At 49.6% G+C, this 14,136-nt stretch carries 8 protein-coding genes, 13 tRNA genes, 3 rRNA genes and 1 riboswitch; of the genes, 3 read left to right on the top strand and 21 right to left on the bottom strand.

Annotated elements, in window-relative coordinates:
- From MJQ52_RS16730 to MJQ52_RS16655, 16 genes are all read right to left on the bottom strand, one after another.
- Positions 1 to 77: transfer RNA gene (locus MJQ52_RS16730), tRNA-Met, on the bottom strand.
- Positions 78 to 96: 19 nt separating this feature from the next.
- Positions 97 to 189, bottom strand: a tRNA-Ser gene (locus MJQ52_RS16725).
- 7 nt (positions 190 to 196) lie between these two features.
- A tRNA-Ile gene (locus tag MJQ52_RS16720) sits at positions 197 to 273 on the bottom strand.
- A 2-nt stretch (positions 274 to 275) separates the two neighbouring features.
- Positions 276 to 352: transfer RNA gene (locus MJQ52_RS16715), tRNA-Met, on the bottom strand.
- 19 nt (positions 353 to 371) lie between these two features.
- Positions 372 to 444 (bottom strand) — tRNA-Ala (locus tag MJQ52_RS16710).
- Between the two features lie 4 nt (positions 445 to 448).
- Positions 449 to 525 (bottom strand) — tRNA-Pro (locus tag MJQ52_RS16705).
- Positions 526 to 542: 17 nt separating this feature from the next.
- Positions 543 to 619 (bottom strand) — tRNA-Arg (locus MJQ52_RS16700).
- A 9-nt stretch (positions 620 to 628) separates the two neighbouring features.
- Positions 629 to 714, bottom strand: a tRNA-Leu gene (locus tag MJQ52_RS16695).
- 19 nt (positions 715 to 733) lie between these two features.
- Positions 734 to 808, bottom strand: a tRNA-Gly gene (locus tag MJQ52_RS16690).
- Between the two features lie 9 nt (positions 809 to 817).
- Positions 818 to 901, bottom strand: a tRNA-Leu gene (locus MJQ52_RS16685).
- 10 nt (positions 902 to 911) lie between these two features.
- Positions 912 to 987, bottom strand: a tRNA-Lys gene (locus tag MJQ52_RS16680).
- A gap of 37 nt (positions 988 to 1,024) precedes the next feature.
- Positions 1,025 to 1,100 (bottom strand) — tRNA-Thr (locus tag MJQ52_RS16675).
- A 29-nt stretch (positions 1,101 to 1,129) separates the two neighbouring features.
- Positions 1,130 to 1,205, bottom strand: a tRNA-Val gene (locus MJQ52_RS16670).
- 23 nt (positions 1,206 to 1,228) lie between these two features.
- Positions 1,229 to 1,344, bottom strand: a 5S ribosomal RNA gene (gene rrf, locus MJQ52_RS16665).
- 50 nt (positions 1,345 to 1,394) lie between these two features.
- Positions 1,395 to 4,323: ribosomal RNA gene (locus MJQ52_RS16660) — 23S ribosomal RNA — on the bottom strand.
- Positions 4,324 to 4,498: 175 nt separating this feature from the next.
- Positions 4,499 to 6,050: ribosomal RNA gene (locus MJQ52_RS16655) — 16S ribosomal RNA — on the bottom strand.
- The 16S, 23S and 5S rRNA genes sit together here with 13 tRNA genes alongside, the layout of an rRNA operon.
- 427 nt (positions 6,051 to 6,477) lie before the next feature.
- Positions 6,478 to 6,578, top strand: a riboswitch (TPP riboswitch).
- A gap of 100 nt (positions 6,579 to 6,678) precedes the next feature.
- On the opposite strand from MJQ52_RS16655, the gene thiT reads away from it, so the two are divergent.
- The gene (gene thiT / locus MJQ52_RS16650; protein WP_044052963.1) at positions 6,679 to 7,260 is read left to right on the top strand and encodes an energy-coupled thiamine transporter ThiT; all 582 of its coding nucleotides are present in this window, start codon (positions 6,679 to 6,681) and stop codon (positions 7,258 to 7,260) included.
- A 29-nt stretch (positions 7,261 to 7,289) separates the two neighbouring features.
- Here thiT and MJQ52_RS16645 read toward each other — a convergent pair whose 3' ends face one another.
- The gene (locus tag MJQ52_RS16645; RefSeq protein WP_094247624.1) at positions 7,290 to 8,819 is read right to left on the bottom strand and encodes a flotillin family protein; all 1,530 of its coding nucleotides are present in this window, start codon (positions 8,817 to 8,819) and stop codon (positions 7,290 to 7,292) included.
- 19 nt (positions 8,820 to 8,838) lie between these two features.
- Positions 8,839 to 9,369 carry an NfeD family protein gene (locus tag MJQ52_RS16640; RefSeq protein ID WP_032876878.1) on the bottom strand — a complete coding sequence of 177 codons (531 nt, stop codon included), beginning with the start codon at positions 9,367 to 9,369 and terminating at the stop codon, positions 8,839 to 8,841.
- A 145-nt stretch (positions 9,370 to 9,514) separates the two neighbouring features.
- On the opposite strand from MJQ52_RS16640, the gene MJQ52_RS16635 reads away from it, so the two are divergent.
- The gene (locus tag MJQ52_RS16635) at positions 9,515 to 10,003 is read left to right on the top strand and encodes a DinB family protein (RefSeq protein WP_070082256.1); all 489 of its coding nucleotides are present in this window, start codon (positions 9,515 to 9,517) and stop codon (positions 10,001 to 10,003) included.
- Position 10,004: 1 nt separating this feature from the next.
- Here MJQ52_RS16635 and MJQ52_RS16630 read toward each other — a convergent pair whose 3' ends face one another.
- The 3 genes from MJQ52_RS16630 to betB all read right to left on the bottom strand — a co-directional run bounded on the left by MJQ52_RS16630 (position 10,005) and on the right by betB (position 13,356).
- Positions 10,005 to 10,586, bottom strand: coding sequence for an MOSC domain-containing protein (locus MJQ52_RS16630; RefSeq protein WP_003152182.1), 582 nt, complete (start codon positions 10,584 to 10,586; stop codon positions 10,005 to 10,007).
- A 71-nt stretch (positions 10,587 to 10,657) separates the two neighbouring features.
- Positions 10,658 to 11,866 (bottom strand): choline dehydrogenase, encoded by a 1,209-nt coding sequence (gene gbsB, locus MJQ52_RS16625; protein ID WP_094247623.1) that lies wholly within the window; start codon positions 11,864 to 11,866, stop codon positions 10,658 to 10,660.
- 17 nt (positions 11,867 to 11,883) lie between these two features.
- Positions 11,884 to 13,356: a betaine-aldehyde dehydrogenase gene (gene betB, locus MJQ52_RS16620; RefSeq protein ID WP_003152180.1), complete on the bottom strand. Its 1,473-nt coding sequence runs from the start codon at positions 13,354 to 13,356 to the stop codon at positions 11,884 to 11,886.
- A gap of 200 nt (positions 13,357 to 13,556) precedes the next feature.
- On the opposite strand from betB, the gene cudC reads away from it, so the two are divergent.
- Positions 13,557 to 14,111, top strand: coding sequence for a choline uptake/conversion transcriptional regulator CudC (cudC, locus tag MJQ52_RS16615; RefSeq protein ID WP_071392220.1), 555 nt, complete (start codon positions 13,557 to 13,559; stop codon positions 14,109 to 14,111).
- Positions 14,112 to 14,136: the final 25 nt, after the last annotated feature.

The following is a 14,136-nucleotide window of genomic DNA, read 5'->3' as shown; positions in this document are numbered from 1 at the left end:
TGGTTGCGGGGGCAGGATTTGAACCTGCGACCTTCGGGTTATGAGCCCGACGAGCTACCGAACTGCTCCACCCCGCGATGATAATTAAATTAGATATGGCGGAGGAAGAGGGATTCGAACCCCCGCGGGCTTTGACACCCCTGTCGGTTTTCAAGACCGATCCCTTCAGCCAGACTTGGGTATTCCTCCGTATAAGTGGTGGACCTTGTAGGACTCGAACCTACGACCGGACGGTTATGAGCCGTCTGCTCTAACCAACTGAGCTAAAGGTCCAATGGTAGCGGCGGAGGGGATCGAACCCCCGACCTCACGGGTATGAACCGTACGCTCTAGCCAGCTGAGCTACACCGCCAAAAACAATTAAAATCAAGTGGAGCCTAGCGGGATCGAACCGCTGACCTCCTGCGTGCAAAGCAGGCGCTCTCCCAGCTGAGCTAAGGCCCCAAAATGGTCGGGAAGACAGGATTCGAACCTGCGACCCCATGGTCCCAAACCATGTGCTCTACCAAGCTGAGCTACTTCCCGTTTTTCAAAAGTATGTATGGCGCGCCCGAGAGGAGTCGAACCCCTAACCTTTTGATCCGTAGTCAAACGCTCTATCCAATTGAGCTACGGGCGCAACAATAAGTGCCGAGGGCCGGACTTGAACCGGCACGGTAGTCACCTACCGCAGGATTTTAAGTCCTGTGTGTCTGCCAATTCCACCACCCCGGCATGGATGGTATAGTATAGTTGGAGCGGAAGACGGGATTCGAACCCGCGACCCCCACCTTGGCAAGGTGATGTTCTACCACTGAACTACTTCCGCGTTTGGCAATGCGGATGAAGGGACTTGAACCCCCACGTCTGTAAAGACACTAGAGCCTGATTCTAGCGCGTCTGCCAATTCCGCCACATCCGCAAGAAAAATATGGTGAGCCATGAAGGACTCGAACCTTCGACCCTCTGATTAAAAGTCAGATGCTCTACCAACTGAGCTAATGGCTCTTATTACAAGAGACTTATATAGTATAACATATAAAAGTGGTGCCGGCAAGAGGACTTGAACCCCCAACCTACTGATTACAAGTCAGTTGCTCTACCAATTGAGCTACACCGGCCCAATACGCCAACTTATGTATGATAGGAATGGTGGAGGATGACGGGCTCGAACCGCCGACCCTCTGCTTGTAAGGCAGATGCTCTCCCAGCTGAGCTAATCCTCCATATATTACACTTACGTGTAATAGCTTGGCGGCGTCCTACTCTCACAGGGGGAAACCCCCGACTACCATCGGCGCTGAAGAGCTTAACTTCCGTGTTCGGCATGGGAACGGGTGTGACCTCTTCGCTATCGCCACCAAACCATTGAGAGTGTTCTCTCAAAACTAGATAACAGTAAGCATACATTCAAATTGGTTAAGTCCTCGATCGATTAGTATCTGTCAGCTCCATGTGTCGCCACACTTCCACCTCAGACCTATCAACCTGATCATCTTTCAGGGATCTTACTTCCTTGCGGAATGGGAAATCTCATCTTGAGGGGGGCTTCATGCTTAGATGCTTTCAGCACTTATCCCGTCCGCACATAGCTACCCAGCGATGCCCTTGGCAGAACAACTGGTACACCAGCGGTGCGTCCATCCCGGTCCTCTCGTACTAAGGACAGCTCCTCTCAAATTTCCTGCGCCCGCGACGGATAGGGACCGAACTGTCTCACGACGTTCTGAACCCAGCTCGCGTACCGCTTTAATGGGCGAACAGCCCAACCCTTGGGACCGACTACAGCCCCAGGATGCGATGAGCCGACATCGAGGTGCCAAACCTCCCCGTCGATGTGGACTCTTGGGGAGATAAGCCTGTTATCCCCGGGGTAGCTTTTATCCGTTGAGCGATGGCCCTTCCATGCGGAACCACCGGATCACTAAGCCCGACTTTCGTCCCTGCTCGACTTGTAGGTCTCGCAGTCAAGCTCCCTTGTGCCTTTACACTCTGCGAATGATTTCCAACCATTCTGAGGGAACCTTTGGGCGCCTCCGTTACCTTTTAGGAGGCGACCGCCCCAGTCAAACTGCCCACCTGACACTGTCTCCCCGCCCGATAAGGGCGGCGGGTTAGAAGGTCAATACAGCCAGGGTAGTATCCCACCGATGCCTCCACCGAAGCTGGCGCTCCGGTTTCCAAGGCTCCTACCTATCCTGTACAAGCTGTACCAACATTCAATATCAGGCTGCAGTAAAGCTCCACGGGGTCTTTCCGTCCTGTCGCGGGTAACCTGCATCTTCACAGGTACTATAATTTCACCGAGTCTCTCGTTGAGACAGTGCCCAGATCGTTGCGCCTTTCGTGCGGGTCGGAACTTACCCGACAAGGAATTTCGCTACCTTAGGACCGTTATAGTTACGGCCGCCGTTTACTGGGGCTTCAATTCGCACCTTCGCTTACGCTAAGCGCTCCTCTTAACCTTCCAGCACCGGGCAGGCGTCAGCCCCTATACTTCGCCTTACGGCTTCGCAGAGACCTGTGTTTTTGCTAAACAGTCGCCTGGGCCTATTCACTGCGGCTCTCTCGGGCTTGCACCCTAACAGAGCACCCCTTCTCCCGAAGTTACGGGGTCATTTTGCCGAGTTCCTTAACGAGAGTTCTCTCGATCACCTTAGGATTCTCTCCTCGCCTACCTGTGTCGGTTTGCGGTACGGGCACCTCTCACCTCGCTAGAGGCTTTTCTTGGCAGTGTGGAATCAGGAACTTCGCTACTATAATTCGCTCGCCATCACAGCTCAGCCTTCACGGGAAACGGATTTGCCTATTTCCCAGCCTAACTGCTTGGACGCGGATATCCAATACCGCGCTTACCCTATCCTCCTGCGTCCCCCCATTGCTCAAATGGTGAGGAGGTGGTACAGGAATATCAACCTGTTATCCATCGCCTACGCCTTTCGGCCTCGGCTTAGGTCCCGACTAACCCTGAGCGGACGAGCCTTCCTCAGGAAACCTTAGGCATTCGGTGGAGGGGATTCTCACCCCTCTTTCGCTACTCATACCGGCATTCTCACTTCTAAGCGCTCCACAAGTCCTTCCGGTCTTGCTTCACAGCCCTTAGAACGCTCTCCTACCACTGTTCGAAGAACAGTCCGCAGCTTCGGTGATACGTTTAGCCCCGGTACATTTTCGGCGCAGAGTCACTCGACCAGTGAGCTATTACGCACTCTTTAAATGGTGGCTGCTTCTAAGCCAACATCCTGGTTGTCTAAGCAACTCCACATCCTTTTCCACTTAACGTATACTTTGGGACCTTAGCTGGCGGTCTGGGCTGTTTCCCTTTCGACTACGGATCTTATCACTCGCAGTCTGACTCCCAAGGATAAGTCATCGGCATTCGGAGTTTGACTGAATTCGGTAACCCGGTAGGGGCCCCTAGTCCAATCAGTGCTCTACCTCCGAGACTCTTACCTTGAGGCTAGCCCTAAAGCTATTTCGGAGAGAACCAGCTATCTCCAGGTTCGATTGGCATTTCACCCCTACCCACACCTCATCCCCGCACTTTTCAACGTGCGTGGGTTCGGGCCTCCATTCAGTGTTACCTGAACTTCACCCTGGACATGGGTAGATCACCTGGTTTCGGGTCTACGACCACGTACTCAATTCGCCCTATTCAGACTCGCTTTCGCTGCGGCTCCGCATCTTCTGCTTAACCTTGCACGGGATCGTAACTCGCCGGTTCATTCTACAAAAGGCACGCCATCACCCGTTAACGGGCTCTGACTACTTGTAGGCACACGGTTTCAGGATCTCTTTCACTCCCCTTCCGGGGTGCTTTTCACCTTTCCCTCACGGTACTGGTTCACTATCGGTCACTAGGGAGTATTTAGCCTTGGGAGATGGTCCTCCCGGATTCCGACGGAATTTCACGTGTTCCGCCGTACTCAGGATCCACTCAGGAGAGAACGAAGTTTTGACTACAGGGCTGTTACCTCCTATGGCGGGCCTTTCCAGACCTCTTCATCTACCTCGTTCTTTTGTAACTCCGTACAGAGTGTCCTACAACCCCAAGAGGCAAGCCTCTTGGTTTGGGCTGGTCCCGTTTCGCTCGCCGCTACTCAGGGAATCGCATTTGCTTTCTCTTCCTCCGGGTACTTAGATGTTTCAGTTCCCCGGGTCTGCCTTCTCATATCCTATGTATTCAGATATGGATACCACTCCATTACGAGTGGTGGGTTTCCCCATTCGGAAATCTCCGGATCAAAGCTTGCTTACAGCTCCCCGAAGCATATCGGTGTTCGTCCCGTCCTTCATCGGCTCCTAGTGCCAAGGCATCCACCGTGCGCCCTTTCTAACTTAACCGTTAAAAAGAATCACTACGTGATATCTTGCATTACTAATTGAATGTGAATTACTTCTGTTATCTAGTTTTCAAAGAACAACATCTCGAAGAATCAAATGATCCTTCAAAACTAAACAAGACAGGGAACGTTCTGTTTATAAGACCCAAGGTCTTATATTCCGTTAAAATCCTTAGAAAGGAGGTGATCCAGCCGCACCTTCCGATACGGCTACCTTGTTACGACTTCACCCCAATCATCTGTCCCACCTTCGGCGGCTGGCTCCATAAAGGTTACCTCACCGACTTCGGGTGTTACAAACTCTCGTGGTGTGACGGGCGGTGTGTACAAGGCCCGGGAACGTATTCACCGCGGCATGCTGATCCGCGATTACTAGCGATTCCAGCTTCACGCAGTCGAGTTGCAGACTGCGATCCGAACTGAGAACAGATTTGTGGGATTGGCTTAACCTCGCGGTTTCGCTGCCCTTTGTTCTGTCCATTGTAGCACGTGTGTAGCCCAGGTCATAAGGGGCATGATGATTTGACGTCATCCCCACCTTCCTCCGGTTTGTCACCGGCAGTCACCTTAGAGTGCCCAACTGAATGCTGGCAACTAAGATCAAGGGTTGCGCTCGTTGCGGGACTTAACCCAACATCTCACGACACGAGCTGACGACAACCATGCACCACCTGTCACTCTGCCCCCGAAGGGGACGTCCTATCTCTAGGATTGTCAGAGGATGTCAAGACCTGGTAAGGTTCTTCGCGTTGCTTCGAATTAAACCACATGCTCCACCGCTTGTGCGGGCCCCCGTCAATTCCTTTGAGTTTCAGTCTTGCGACCGTACTCCCCAGGCGGAGTGCTTAATGCGTTAGTCTGCAAGCACTAAGGGGCGGAAACCCCCTAACACTTAGCACTCATCGTTTACGGCGTGGACTACCAGGGTATCTAATCCTGTTCGCTCCCCACGCTTTCGCTCCTCAGCGTCAGTTACAGACCAGAGAGTCGCCTTCGCCACTGGTGTTCCTCCACATCTCTACGCATTTCACCGCTACACGTGGAATTCCACTCTCCTCTTCTGCACTCAAGTTCCCCAGTTTCCAATGACCCTCCCCGGTTGAGCCGGGGGCTTTCACATCAGACTTAAGAAACCGCCTGCGAGCCCTTTACGCCCAATAATTCCGGACAACGCTTGCCACCTACGTATTACCGCGGCTGCTGGCACGTAGTTAGCCGTGGCTTTCTGGTTAGGTACCGTCAAGGTGCCGCCCTATTTGAACGGCACTTGTTCTTCCCTAACAACAGAGCTTTACGATCCGAAAACCTTCATCACTCACGCGGCGTTGCTCCGTCAGACTTTCGTCCATTGCGGAAGATTCCCTACTGCTGCCTCCCGTAGGAGTCTGGGCCGTGTCTCAGTCCCAGTGTGGCCGATCACCCTCTCAGGTCGGCTACGCATCGTCGCCTTGGTGAGCCGTTACCTCACCAACTAGCTAATGCGCCGCGGGTCCATCTGCAAGTGGTAGCCGAAGCCACCTTTTATGTCTGAACCATGCGGTTCAAACAACCATCCGGTATTAGCCCCGGTTTCCCGGAGTTATCCCAGTCTTACAGGCAGGTTACCCACGTGTTACTCACCCGTCCGCCGCTAACATCAGGGAGCAAGCTCCCATCTGTCCGCTCGACTTGCATGTATTAGGCACGCCGCCAGCGTTCGTCCTGAGCCAGGATCAAACTCTCCGATAAATGGATCACAGACTAAGTTCACTGCATCCTGCAGTAACGTCTGTGTGATCTGCATCGTGCAGACCTTAGTTTGACTGACTACGCACATTGCTGTGCGATTTATTTAAAACTTTGAATTAACAGGTACGTTTTGTCTTGTTTAGTTTTCAAAGATCATTACCGCTTGTTGAAGCAGCTTTATTATCTTACCACTCAGCTCCCTTTATGTCAACAACTTTTTTTAAGTTATTTCCGAAGCTTTTTGTTGTCTGCTGTCCATCAGCGACGTTTAATAATATAACACCCTTTTGAAAATATGACAATAGTTTTTTAAAAAAATCATTAATTATTTTCTTTCATACCTTATTTCAGTTTCTCTTCTATAGAAAGATAAGCTGTCTTGTGGTTTGGCCTATTTTCTTGTATAGTAAGATTGAACTAAATACTTGATGACCACAAGGGGAGCATTAAAGCTGAGAGTGAACGTTTCGTTCTGACCCTTTGAACCTGTTAGTTAACGCTGGCGTAGGGATGTGGCAAAGCCAAATGATTTGCAGTTTATGTAAGCAGCGCGCGGACCTTTTCCCATCCTTCCCCGCGCTGCTTTTTTGCTTATCCTTGATACGGTTGTCTGACCAGGGGGAAAACTATGAATCATTCAACACAGCTTGTGCGCTTAATTGAAATAGCGATTATGACCGGGGCGGCTGTCATTCTGGACATTGTCTCAGGTATGTTTCTCCGGATGCCCCAAGGCGGTTCGGTCTCTATTATGATGATTCCGATTTTTTTGATTTCATTCCGCTGGGGAGTGAAGGCCGGGCTTACGACAGGCTTTTTAACAGGGATTGTCCAGATCGCCATCGGCAATTTGTTTTTGCAGCACCCGGTGCAGCTATTTCTTGATTACATCGCGGCATTTGCAGTTCTCGGTTTCAGCGGCTTGTTCGCTTCCGGTGTACGAGCATCGGCATTGAATAAAAAAAGAGGCGCTTTAACGATGTATGTTATAGGCGGTGTTTTCATCGGCAGTGTGCTGCGGTATGCGGCGCATGTGGTCTCCGGAGCGGTCTTTTTCGGAAGCTATGCTCCGAAGGGTACGCCGGTCTGGATTTATTCGTCCGTCTATAACGCGACTTACATGATTCCTTCTTTTATCCTTTCGGCCATTGTCCTTATCTTATTATTCATGACTGCGCCGCGGCTTCTTGAAGCTAAGCGGACGAACTGAAACAGCAGGCGGTTTACGCCTGCTGTTTTTTATTCCGGGCTGTGCCGTTCGTTAGAATCAATCAGTTCTTTTGTAAGTTCATTTATGCTTTGTTTTATGTTTCCTTTGCCTGAAAAATTCTCAATCAGCTCTTTTACATTGATTCCGGAAGATGCTTTTAAGCTTTCCTGGAGACCGGCCATTAAATTGGTTGCGTAGCCTGTGACTTTATTGGCTCCGCCGTTTTCACCGCTTCCTCCCGTATCCACGACGGTAATCTTATCAATGTTTGACAGAGGCGCTGAGACTTGTTTTGCGTATTCAGGCAGCATTTTCACAATCATATCAAGGATTGCAGCCTGCCCGTATTTTTCGAATGCGTCGGCGATTTTTTCTTTAGCTTCCGCTTCTGCGAGACCTTTCAGGCGGATGACTTCCGCTTCGGTTTCTCCTCTCGCCTTTTCAGCCTCCGCTTTAGCAAGACCGTCAATTCTCACGCGTTCCGCTTCCGCCTTGGCCATCGCTTCGATGCTGTACTGCTCGGCATCCGCTTCGGCGAGCTGCTTCGCTTTTGCGGCCGCGGCCGCTTGTTCCACCGAGTAACGGTCAGCATCGGCTTTTTTCTTCACTTCAGAGTCATATTGGCGCTCACGGCGCAGAATTTCTTTTTCCTCCAATTCAATCTGCTTTTGCCGCTCAATAATTTTAATTTGCATTTCCTGCTCTGTCACCTGCTGGCGCGCTTTTGCGGTTTCAAGATCATATGCCTGGTCGGCATTGGCTTTTGCTGTATCCTGCTCTCTTCTGTATTCCGCCATTTTCAGCTGATTGATTTTTTCCGCTTCAGCTATTTCCGTCGCCCGCTCCAGCTCTGATTTTTTTGCGTCTTTATCAGCGGCCGCGCGTTTAATCCTCGTCTCTTTATCCGCTTCTGCCGTGGCAATGTCCGCATCCCGCTTGACTTGGGCGATTCTCGGCTTACCTAATGATTCAAGATAGCCGTTTTTATCTCGGACGTCTTTAATCGTAAAAGAAACGATCATCAGCCCCATTTTAGCAAGATCCTGAGACGCGACCCGCTGGACTTCCTGAGAAAACTTTTCCCTGTTTTTATAAATCTCTTCAACGGTCATGGAGCCGAGGATGGAGCGCAGATGGCCTTCCAGCACCTCCCGCGCCTCCTGCTCACGGTCGTCCTTGGATTTCCCCAAAAATTGTTCAGCTGCTGTTGCGATTTCACCGATGGAGCCTCCGATTTTAATAATGGCGGTTCCGTCGGCCATTACCGGCACGCCTTGCTCTGTATAGACTTCAGGTGTAGAGACATCAAGTTTGCTTGACAGTAAACTGAGAGGTTCTGCCTGCTGGAATACCGGGAGCACAAACGTTCCCCCGCCCCGGACGATTTTCAGACGATTTCCGCCTTCATCAATGTGGACGTTCTTATTTCCCAAATAACTTCCGGTCACGATAAGGGCTTCATCCGGCCCCGCTGTCCGGTACTTCGTAATAAATACAGCAATAAGTGCGATGAGTAAAAAGAATACGATTCCGATAACAATGATAATCGGCATAGTCATAACAGTTCCCCCTTAGATATCAGATTGGTTCATGCGGCGTCACAAAAAGCACTCCGTCTTTCACGTCAATCACTAATACGGCCGTTCCGTACTTGATCTGTTCTTGATCAAAGCTGACGGCTGATTTAGAAATGGCGCCCCCTATTCCCTCTATGATCACTTCCCCATAGCCGTCTTTCGGGACGGAAGTAATGACCCTGCCGACCCTGCCCTTTAAATCTGTCTCCCGATATGCGAGCGATTCTTCCGCTGATGAAAGCGGGACAAGGACGAAGAAGTGAAGCAGGCTGACCAAAAGAACCGAAAGAACAAATGAAAGCAACGCAATGACAGGACTTGATAGCGGAGCGGCGATTTCGCCGATATAACCTGAGGCTGAAAAGATTGTTAAAAAAGACAGAATCAATGCAGGGTTTAAAAATGAAACAGGAATGGCTTCCGAGAGGCCGTGAAACACATCTTGAAAAAACAGAATCAAAAGCGTGAGACTTCCCGAAATAATCAATGTGTAAAGATAGACCGTTTCAAGCGGCAGATGAAATATGTCCACATTCTATCCTCCTTTCGGCTTGGTGTCGGAGTGTTACTTTATATACGGATGTAAAGGTAAATGGTTTCAATTTTCTGACAAGGAAGGCTGATTACATGATTATCCAATCCGGATATGATATGTTTACTCTAAAGGAGGAGATAGGATGAGCATTTTTAATGAAGCCAGACAGCAGACCTGGGAAGTACTGAAAGGACTCTCTGATGAGGAATTCAACCGAAAGCCCGCGGCTGATGAGTGGAGCGTGCGGGAAGTCCTTGACCATTTAAAGAAAATTGACGAAACAGCGCAGACCCTTTTATCAAAGCAGGCAAAAGACGCACCGTTTAAAAAAATCGAAGACAAACCGATGGAGTTTATAGAGGACAGATCAAATAAACGGCCGGCGCCGTCACACCTCGAACCTGAGCAAAACCGAATATCAGTCATTGAGGCAAAACAAGAATTAGATACGGCAAGACAGCAGCTGACCGCAGTTATTTCATCATTAAACGAGGAAGACTTTGAACGTGTGCTTCCGCATCCTGTTTTTCAAGAACTGACGATCCGCCAGTGGATTGATTTTATCGGCCATCATGAAAAGCGTCACATCAATCAAATAGAAGAAATCAAACAAAAAATCGAGAAGGTCTGAGTCAGACCTTCTCGATTTTTTTCTTGGCGCGTTTCGGTTCATAAGAATGGATGGTGACCGCATCGCCCGTGCATATATCACCCGGGCGTTCAACAATACAGACAATTCCTCTTCTGCCCATCGCGTGCCTCACAAACGCCGCGGCGAGTTTTGGCTGATCCGGATAAAAGGATTGAATGACTTCTCCCGGCTGAATGCACGGATCATTTTCTCCCTCGCACAACAGAGACGCACCGCTTGGAAATATCATTCTGCTTCCTTCTTTAAGCGGCGTCAGCGCAGAAAAACCGCTGATTGCTATATTAGCGCCGAGCCATTCGGGAAAGATATGAGAAATCCCCATCTTCTCCGCAATGTCATCACATTCCTCCATGGACACGATTGAAATTTGTCTCCGGTTAAAAATTTCCGTTCCTCTTTCATACATCGGCTCACGCGCGCCGGCCTTTTTTGTCAGTCCGAAATGCAGGTCACCGGGAAACCCGCCGTATTCCGCGCGAAGCTTGTCCATCTTTTTAGTAACAAATTGTTCGGTATCCGCTATATATACGCCTTCCGTCTTTGCTGTTATGCGTTTCCACATCAGCCACCACCGCCTTTTTCTTGACATTATCCTTAAAAACCCCCGCTCTGTAAAGGAGCGGGGTTCATTTATTATACCGTTTTCGGCGTTAAGTCAAAGCAGCGTTTGTAAATCCAGTTGTATGCTTTCTCATTCAAGTCTCTTGGATTTCCGAATGTTTGCGGATCTTTCATGGCTTCTTTTGATAAACGTTCAATCATGTCCGGAGACACACCTTGTTCTTCTAAACTCGGCACCTCTAAATCTTTTACAAGATCATACATCCAGTTGACGGACGCTTTGGCCGCTTCTTCAGTTGTCATGTTGCTTGTATCGATTCCGAATGCTTTGGCGATGCGGGCGAATTTTTCCGGATAGCCTTTCCAGTTGTATTCCATTACCGGTCCCATCATAGCTGCGACGCATTGTCCGTGAGCGACAGGGATGATGCCGCCGAGCGTCTGGCTCATCGCATGCGCCGCGCCTGCTGATTCACTGCCGTATGAAAGGCCGGCAAGCATCGCCGCCTGCGCCATGCCGTATCTTGCTTCCAAATCCTCTCCGTCCGCAAACGCGCGCTTAATATAATGCGCCGCATATTCAATGGCCATTAAAGCGACGGCATCAGTGATCGGCTGCGCGAATTTCATCGTATAGCACTCGATGGCGTGCGCAAGTGCGTCAATACCTGTCATGGCCGTCACATGCGGAGGCATGGACGTGTGCAGCTCAGGGTCAATGACCGTTAAATGCGCAGCGATAAGCGGTCCGCCCGTATTGAATTTAAATTCTCTTTCCTCATCTGTAATGACCGCCCATTGTGTGACCTCTGAACCTGTTCCCGCAGTCGTCGGGATCGTTGTCAGCGGAGGAATGCGGTTTTCCAGCGGCTTTTTGCCTTCCGCGGCTTCATAATCAAGCACGCTTCCTTCGTGTGTCGCTTCTACCCCGATCGCTTTCGCCGTATCCATGGAGCTTCCGCCGCCGACAGCCACAAGACCGTTGCAGTTTTCTTTTTTATACAGTTTTGATCCTTCGTTCACAAGACGTACAGGCGGGTTCGGCTCCACTTTGTTAAACAGGACGACTTCAATGCCCGCTTCCTGCAAAGATTCAATGACCGGGTTTGCCACTCCCGCGTTATAAATTCCCGGGTCTGTTACGAGCAGCGCTTTTGTGACGCCAAGCGCTCTGACTTCACTTCCCGCGTGCTGAATCGCGCCGATTCCGTGTTTAATGACTGTGGGGATTTCGAATGTATGGAATTTATGCATGCTTTCTACTTTCATATTTAATGTCATATTGTATCTCCTCCTAATTATGCTTGAAACCAGTTCACAGCCGCAGGTTTCGTGTTGCGGTAAATATGTTTGATTTCCGTGTATTCTTCCAGGCCGATTTTGCCGAGTTCGCGGCCGAAGCCCGATTGTTTGTACCCGCCCCATGGCGCTTGCGCGAAATACGGGTGGAAATCATTGATCCATACCGTTCCCATCCGCAGTTTGGCGGCTACGCGTTCGCATTTTTCAATATCCTTTGACCATACCGCTCCAGCCAGCCCGTAAATGGTATCGTTGGCAAGTCTGATCACTTCTTCTTCAGAAGAAAATGACTCGACTGTTAAAACGGGGCCGAAGATCTCCTCTTGGACTATCCGCATATCAGACTTGCAGTTTGAGAAAATAGTAGGTTCATAGAAAAAACCGTTTTGAAGGGCGGGATCATCAGGACGTTTGCCGCCTGTTTCCAGTTTTGCCCCTTCTTCGATACCGATTTCTACGTATTTTTCGACTTTGGCCCGATGCTCGGCGGAAATCAGCGGACCGCTTTCCGTATCTTCATGAAAACCGTTTCCTAATTTGATGCGTTTCGTGCGCTTGATCAGCTCGGCTAAAAATTCATCATGAATGGCTTCGTCCACCAAAAGACGTGACCCTGCTGAACAAACTTGACCGGCATGGAAGAACACGGCGTTCAGCGCTTGATCTGCAGCTGTTTCGAGATCTGCATCTTGAAATACGATATTCGGATTTTTGCCGCCAAGCTCCAGGGCAATCTTTTTCACGTTGCCGCTTGCCGCCTGCATGATTTTTTTGCCTGTTTCAATTCCGCCCGTAAAAGAGACCAAATCGACGTCGAGGTTTCTCGCCAGCTCGTCGCCGACAGAAGCGCCCGGCCCCAGCACGAGATTGGCGGCCCCTTTCGGAATACCGGCTTCTTCTATTAATTGAAAGACTTTAATGGTTGTCAGCGGAGTAATCTCGCTCGGCTTTAAAACGATCGTGTTTCCGGCCGCAAGAGCGGGAGCGATTTTCCAGCTCGCCTGAAGGAGCGGATAGTTCCACGGCGTAATTTGTCCGCATACGCCAATTGGCTCTCTGACGATTTTACTTACTGAATCGGGAATCGGAGATGAAATGACTTCGCCTCCGTCTTTATCCGCCAAACCGGCATAATATTGAAATACATTTGCGATATCATCCATATCGGCTTTACTTTCTTCAATCGTTTTTCCTGTGTCAAGCGATTCCAGCTCAGCTAATTCGTTCAGATCGCGTCTGATTAATTCCGCAATTTTCAGAACAAATTGTCCGCGCTCGAGCCCGGAAAGCACCGGCCACTCCCCTTCATCAAATGCTTTTCTGGCTGCGGCGATGGCTTTCACCGCATCATCCCGGTCTCCTTCGCATACCGTTGCAATTTCTTCTTGATTAAATGGATTAATGATGCGGCGGGTCTGTTTTTTTTCTGCACTGATCCATTCGCCGCCGATATAAAGCGTTTTGCTCATAAGAGTCCTCCTTACCGAGAAGTAAGTTTGTTAAATAAAAATTTAATGTTTTTAACAATGTTAATTTAACACATGTTTTTTTGCCTGTCAAAACCCGGTCAGTCCGTTTAGATTTTGACATTTTGTCATGATTCGTTAAGATTAAGAACATAAAGAAATGACTTAACAAATTTAAACTTCAAGAGGAAAAGAGGGACAGTATGGATGAGAATCCAGAATTCACAGCTATAGAACAAGCCAGGGATCTTGTCATTGATTCCATTGCAGAGACGATGGATCTTTACGGTATCACCCGGAGTGTCGGGATTTTATACGGAACAATGTATATGAGGGATGAAATGACGCTTGACGAAATGCGTGAGGAACTGCAGATGAGCAAACCGAGTATGAGCACAGGCGTCAAAAAGCTGCAGGATTTAAATGTGGTCAAAAAAACCTTTCACCGCGGCACACGGAAGCATACGTTTGTAGCGGAAAAGGATTTCTTTACGTTTTTCACGAATTTCTTTCCGCCGAAATGGGACCGTGAAGTTCAGGTGAATTTGTCCGCCATCGTACAGGCCCAGGCGGATTTGCAGTCCGTTTTGCTGGCCGAGGAAGGCAGCGCGGAATTACAGGAAGAAGCGCGGCAGTTATATGATCAGCTTGAAAGCTCGAAAGCTTATTATCATTGGCTGAAGCGGCTCGCCGACTCGGTTCAGAGCGGGGAGATTTTTAAATTTATTCCGATAGAAACAGACGAAAAAAACGCCTGATTTTGATTCAGGCGTTTTTTGTCGT

The sequence above is a fragment of the Bacillus sp. jun7 genome, assembly GCF_051034795.1.
Taxonomy (GTDB): Bacteria; Bacillota; Bacilli; order Bacillales; family Bacillaceae; genus Bacillus; species Bacillus velezensis.
The sequence above is the reverse complement of the archived record's forward strand: the minus strand, read 5'-3'. Positions and strand labels throughout refer to the sequence as shown.

What these genes read in the sequence shown, in the direction of transcription:
- thiT (WP_044052963.1), top strand. Translation starts at nt 6,679, where the DNA reads ATGAATCATTCAACACAGCTTGTGCGCTTAATTGAAATAGCGATTATG.
- MJQ52_RS16645 (WP_094247624.1), bottom strand. Translation starts at nt 8,819, where the DNA reads ATGACTATGCCGATTATCATTGTTATCGGAATCGTATTCTTTTTACTC.
- MJQ52_RS16635 (WP_070082256.1), top strand. Translation starts at nt 9,515, where the DNA reads ATGAGCATTTTTAATGAAGCCAGACAGCAGACCTGGGAAGTACTGAAA.
- MJQ52_RS16630 (WP_003152182.1), bottom strand. Translation starts at nt 10,586, where the DNA reads ATGTGGAAACGCATAACAGCAAAGACGGAAGGCGTATATATAGCGGAT.
- gbsB (WP_094247623.1), bottom strand. Translation starts at nt 11,866, where the DNA reads ATGACATTAAATATGAAAGTAGAAAGCATGCATAAATTCCATACATTC.
- betB (WP_003152180.1), bottom strand. Translation starts at nt 13,356, where the DNA reads ATGAGCAAAACGCTTTATATCGGCGGCGAATGGATCAGTGCAGAAAAA.
- cudC (WP_071392220.1), top strand. Translation starts at nt 13,557, where the DNA reads ATGGATGAGAATCCAGAATTCACAGCTATAGAACAAGCCAGGGATCTT.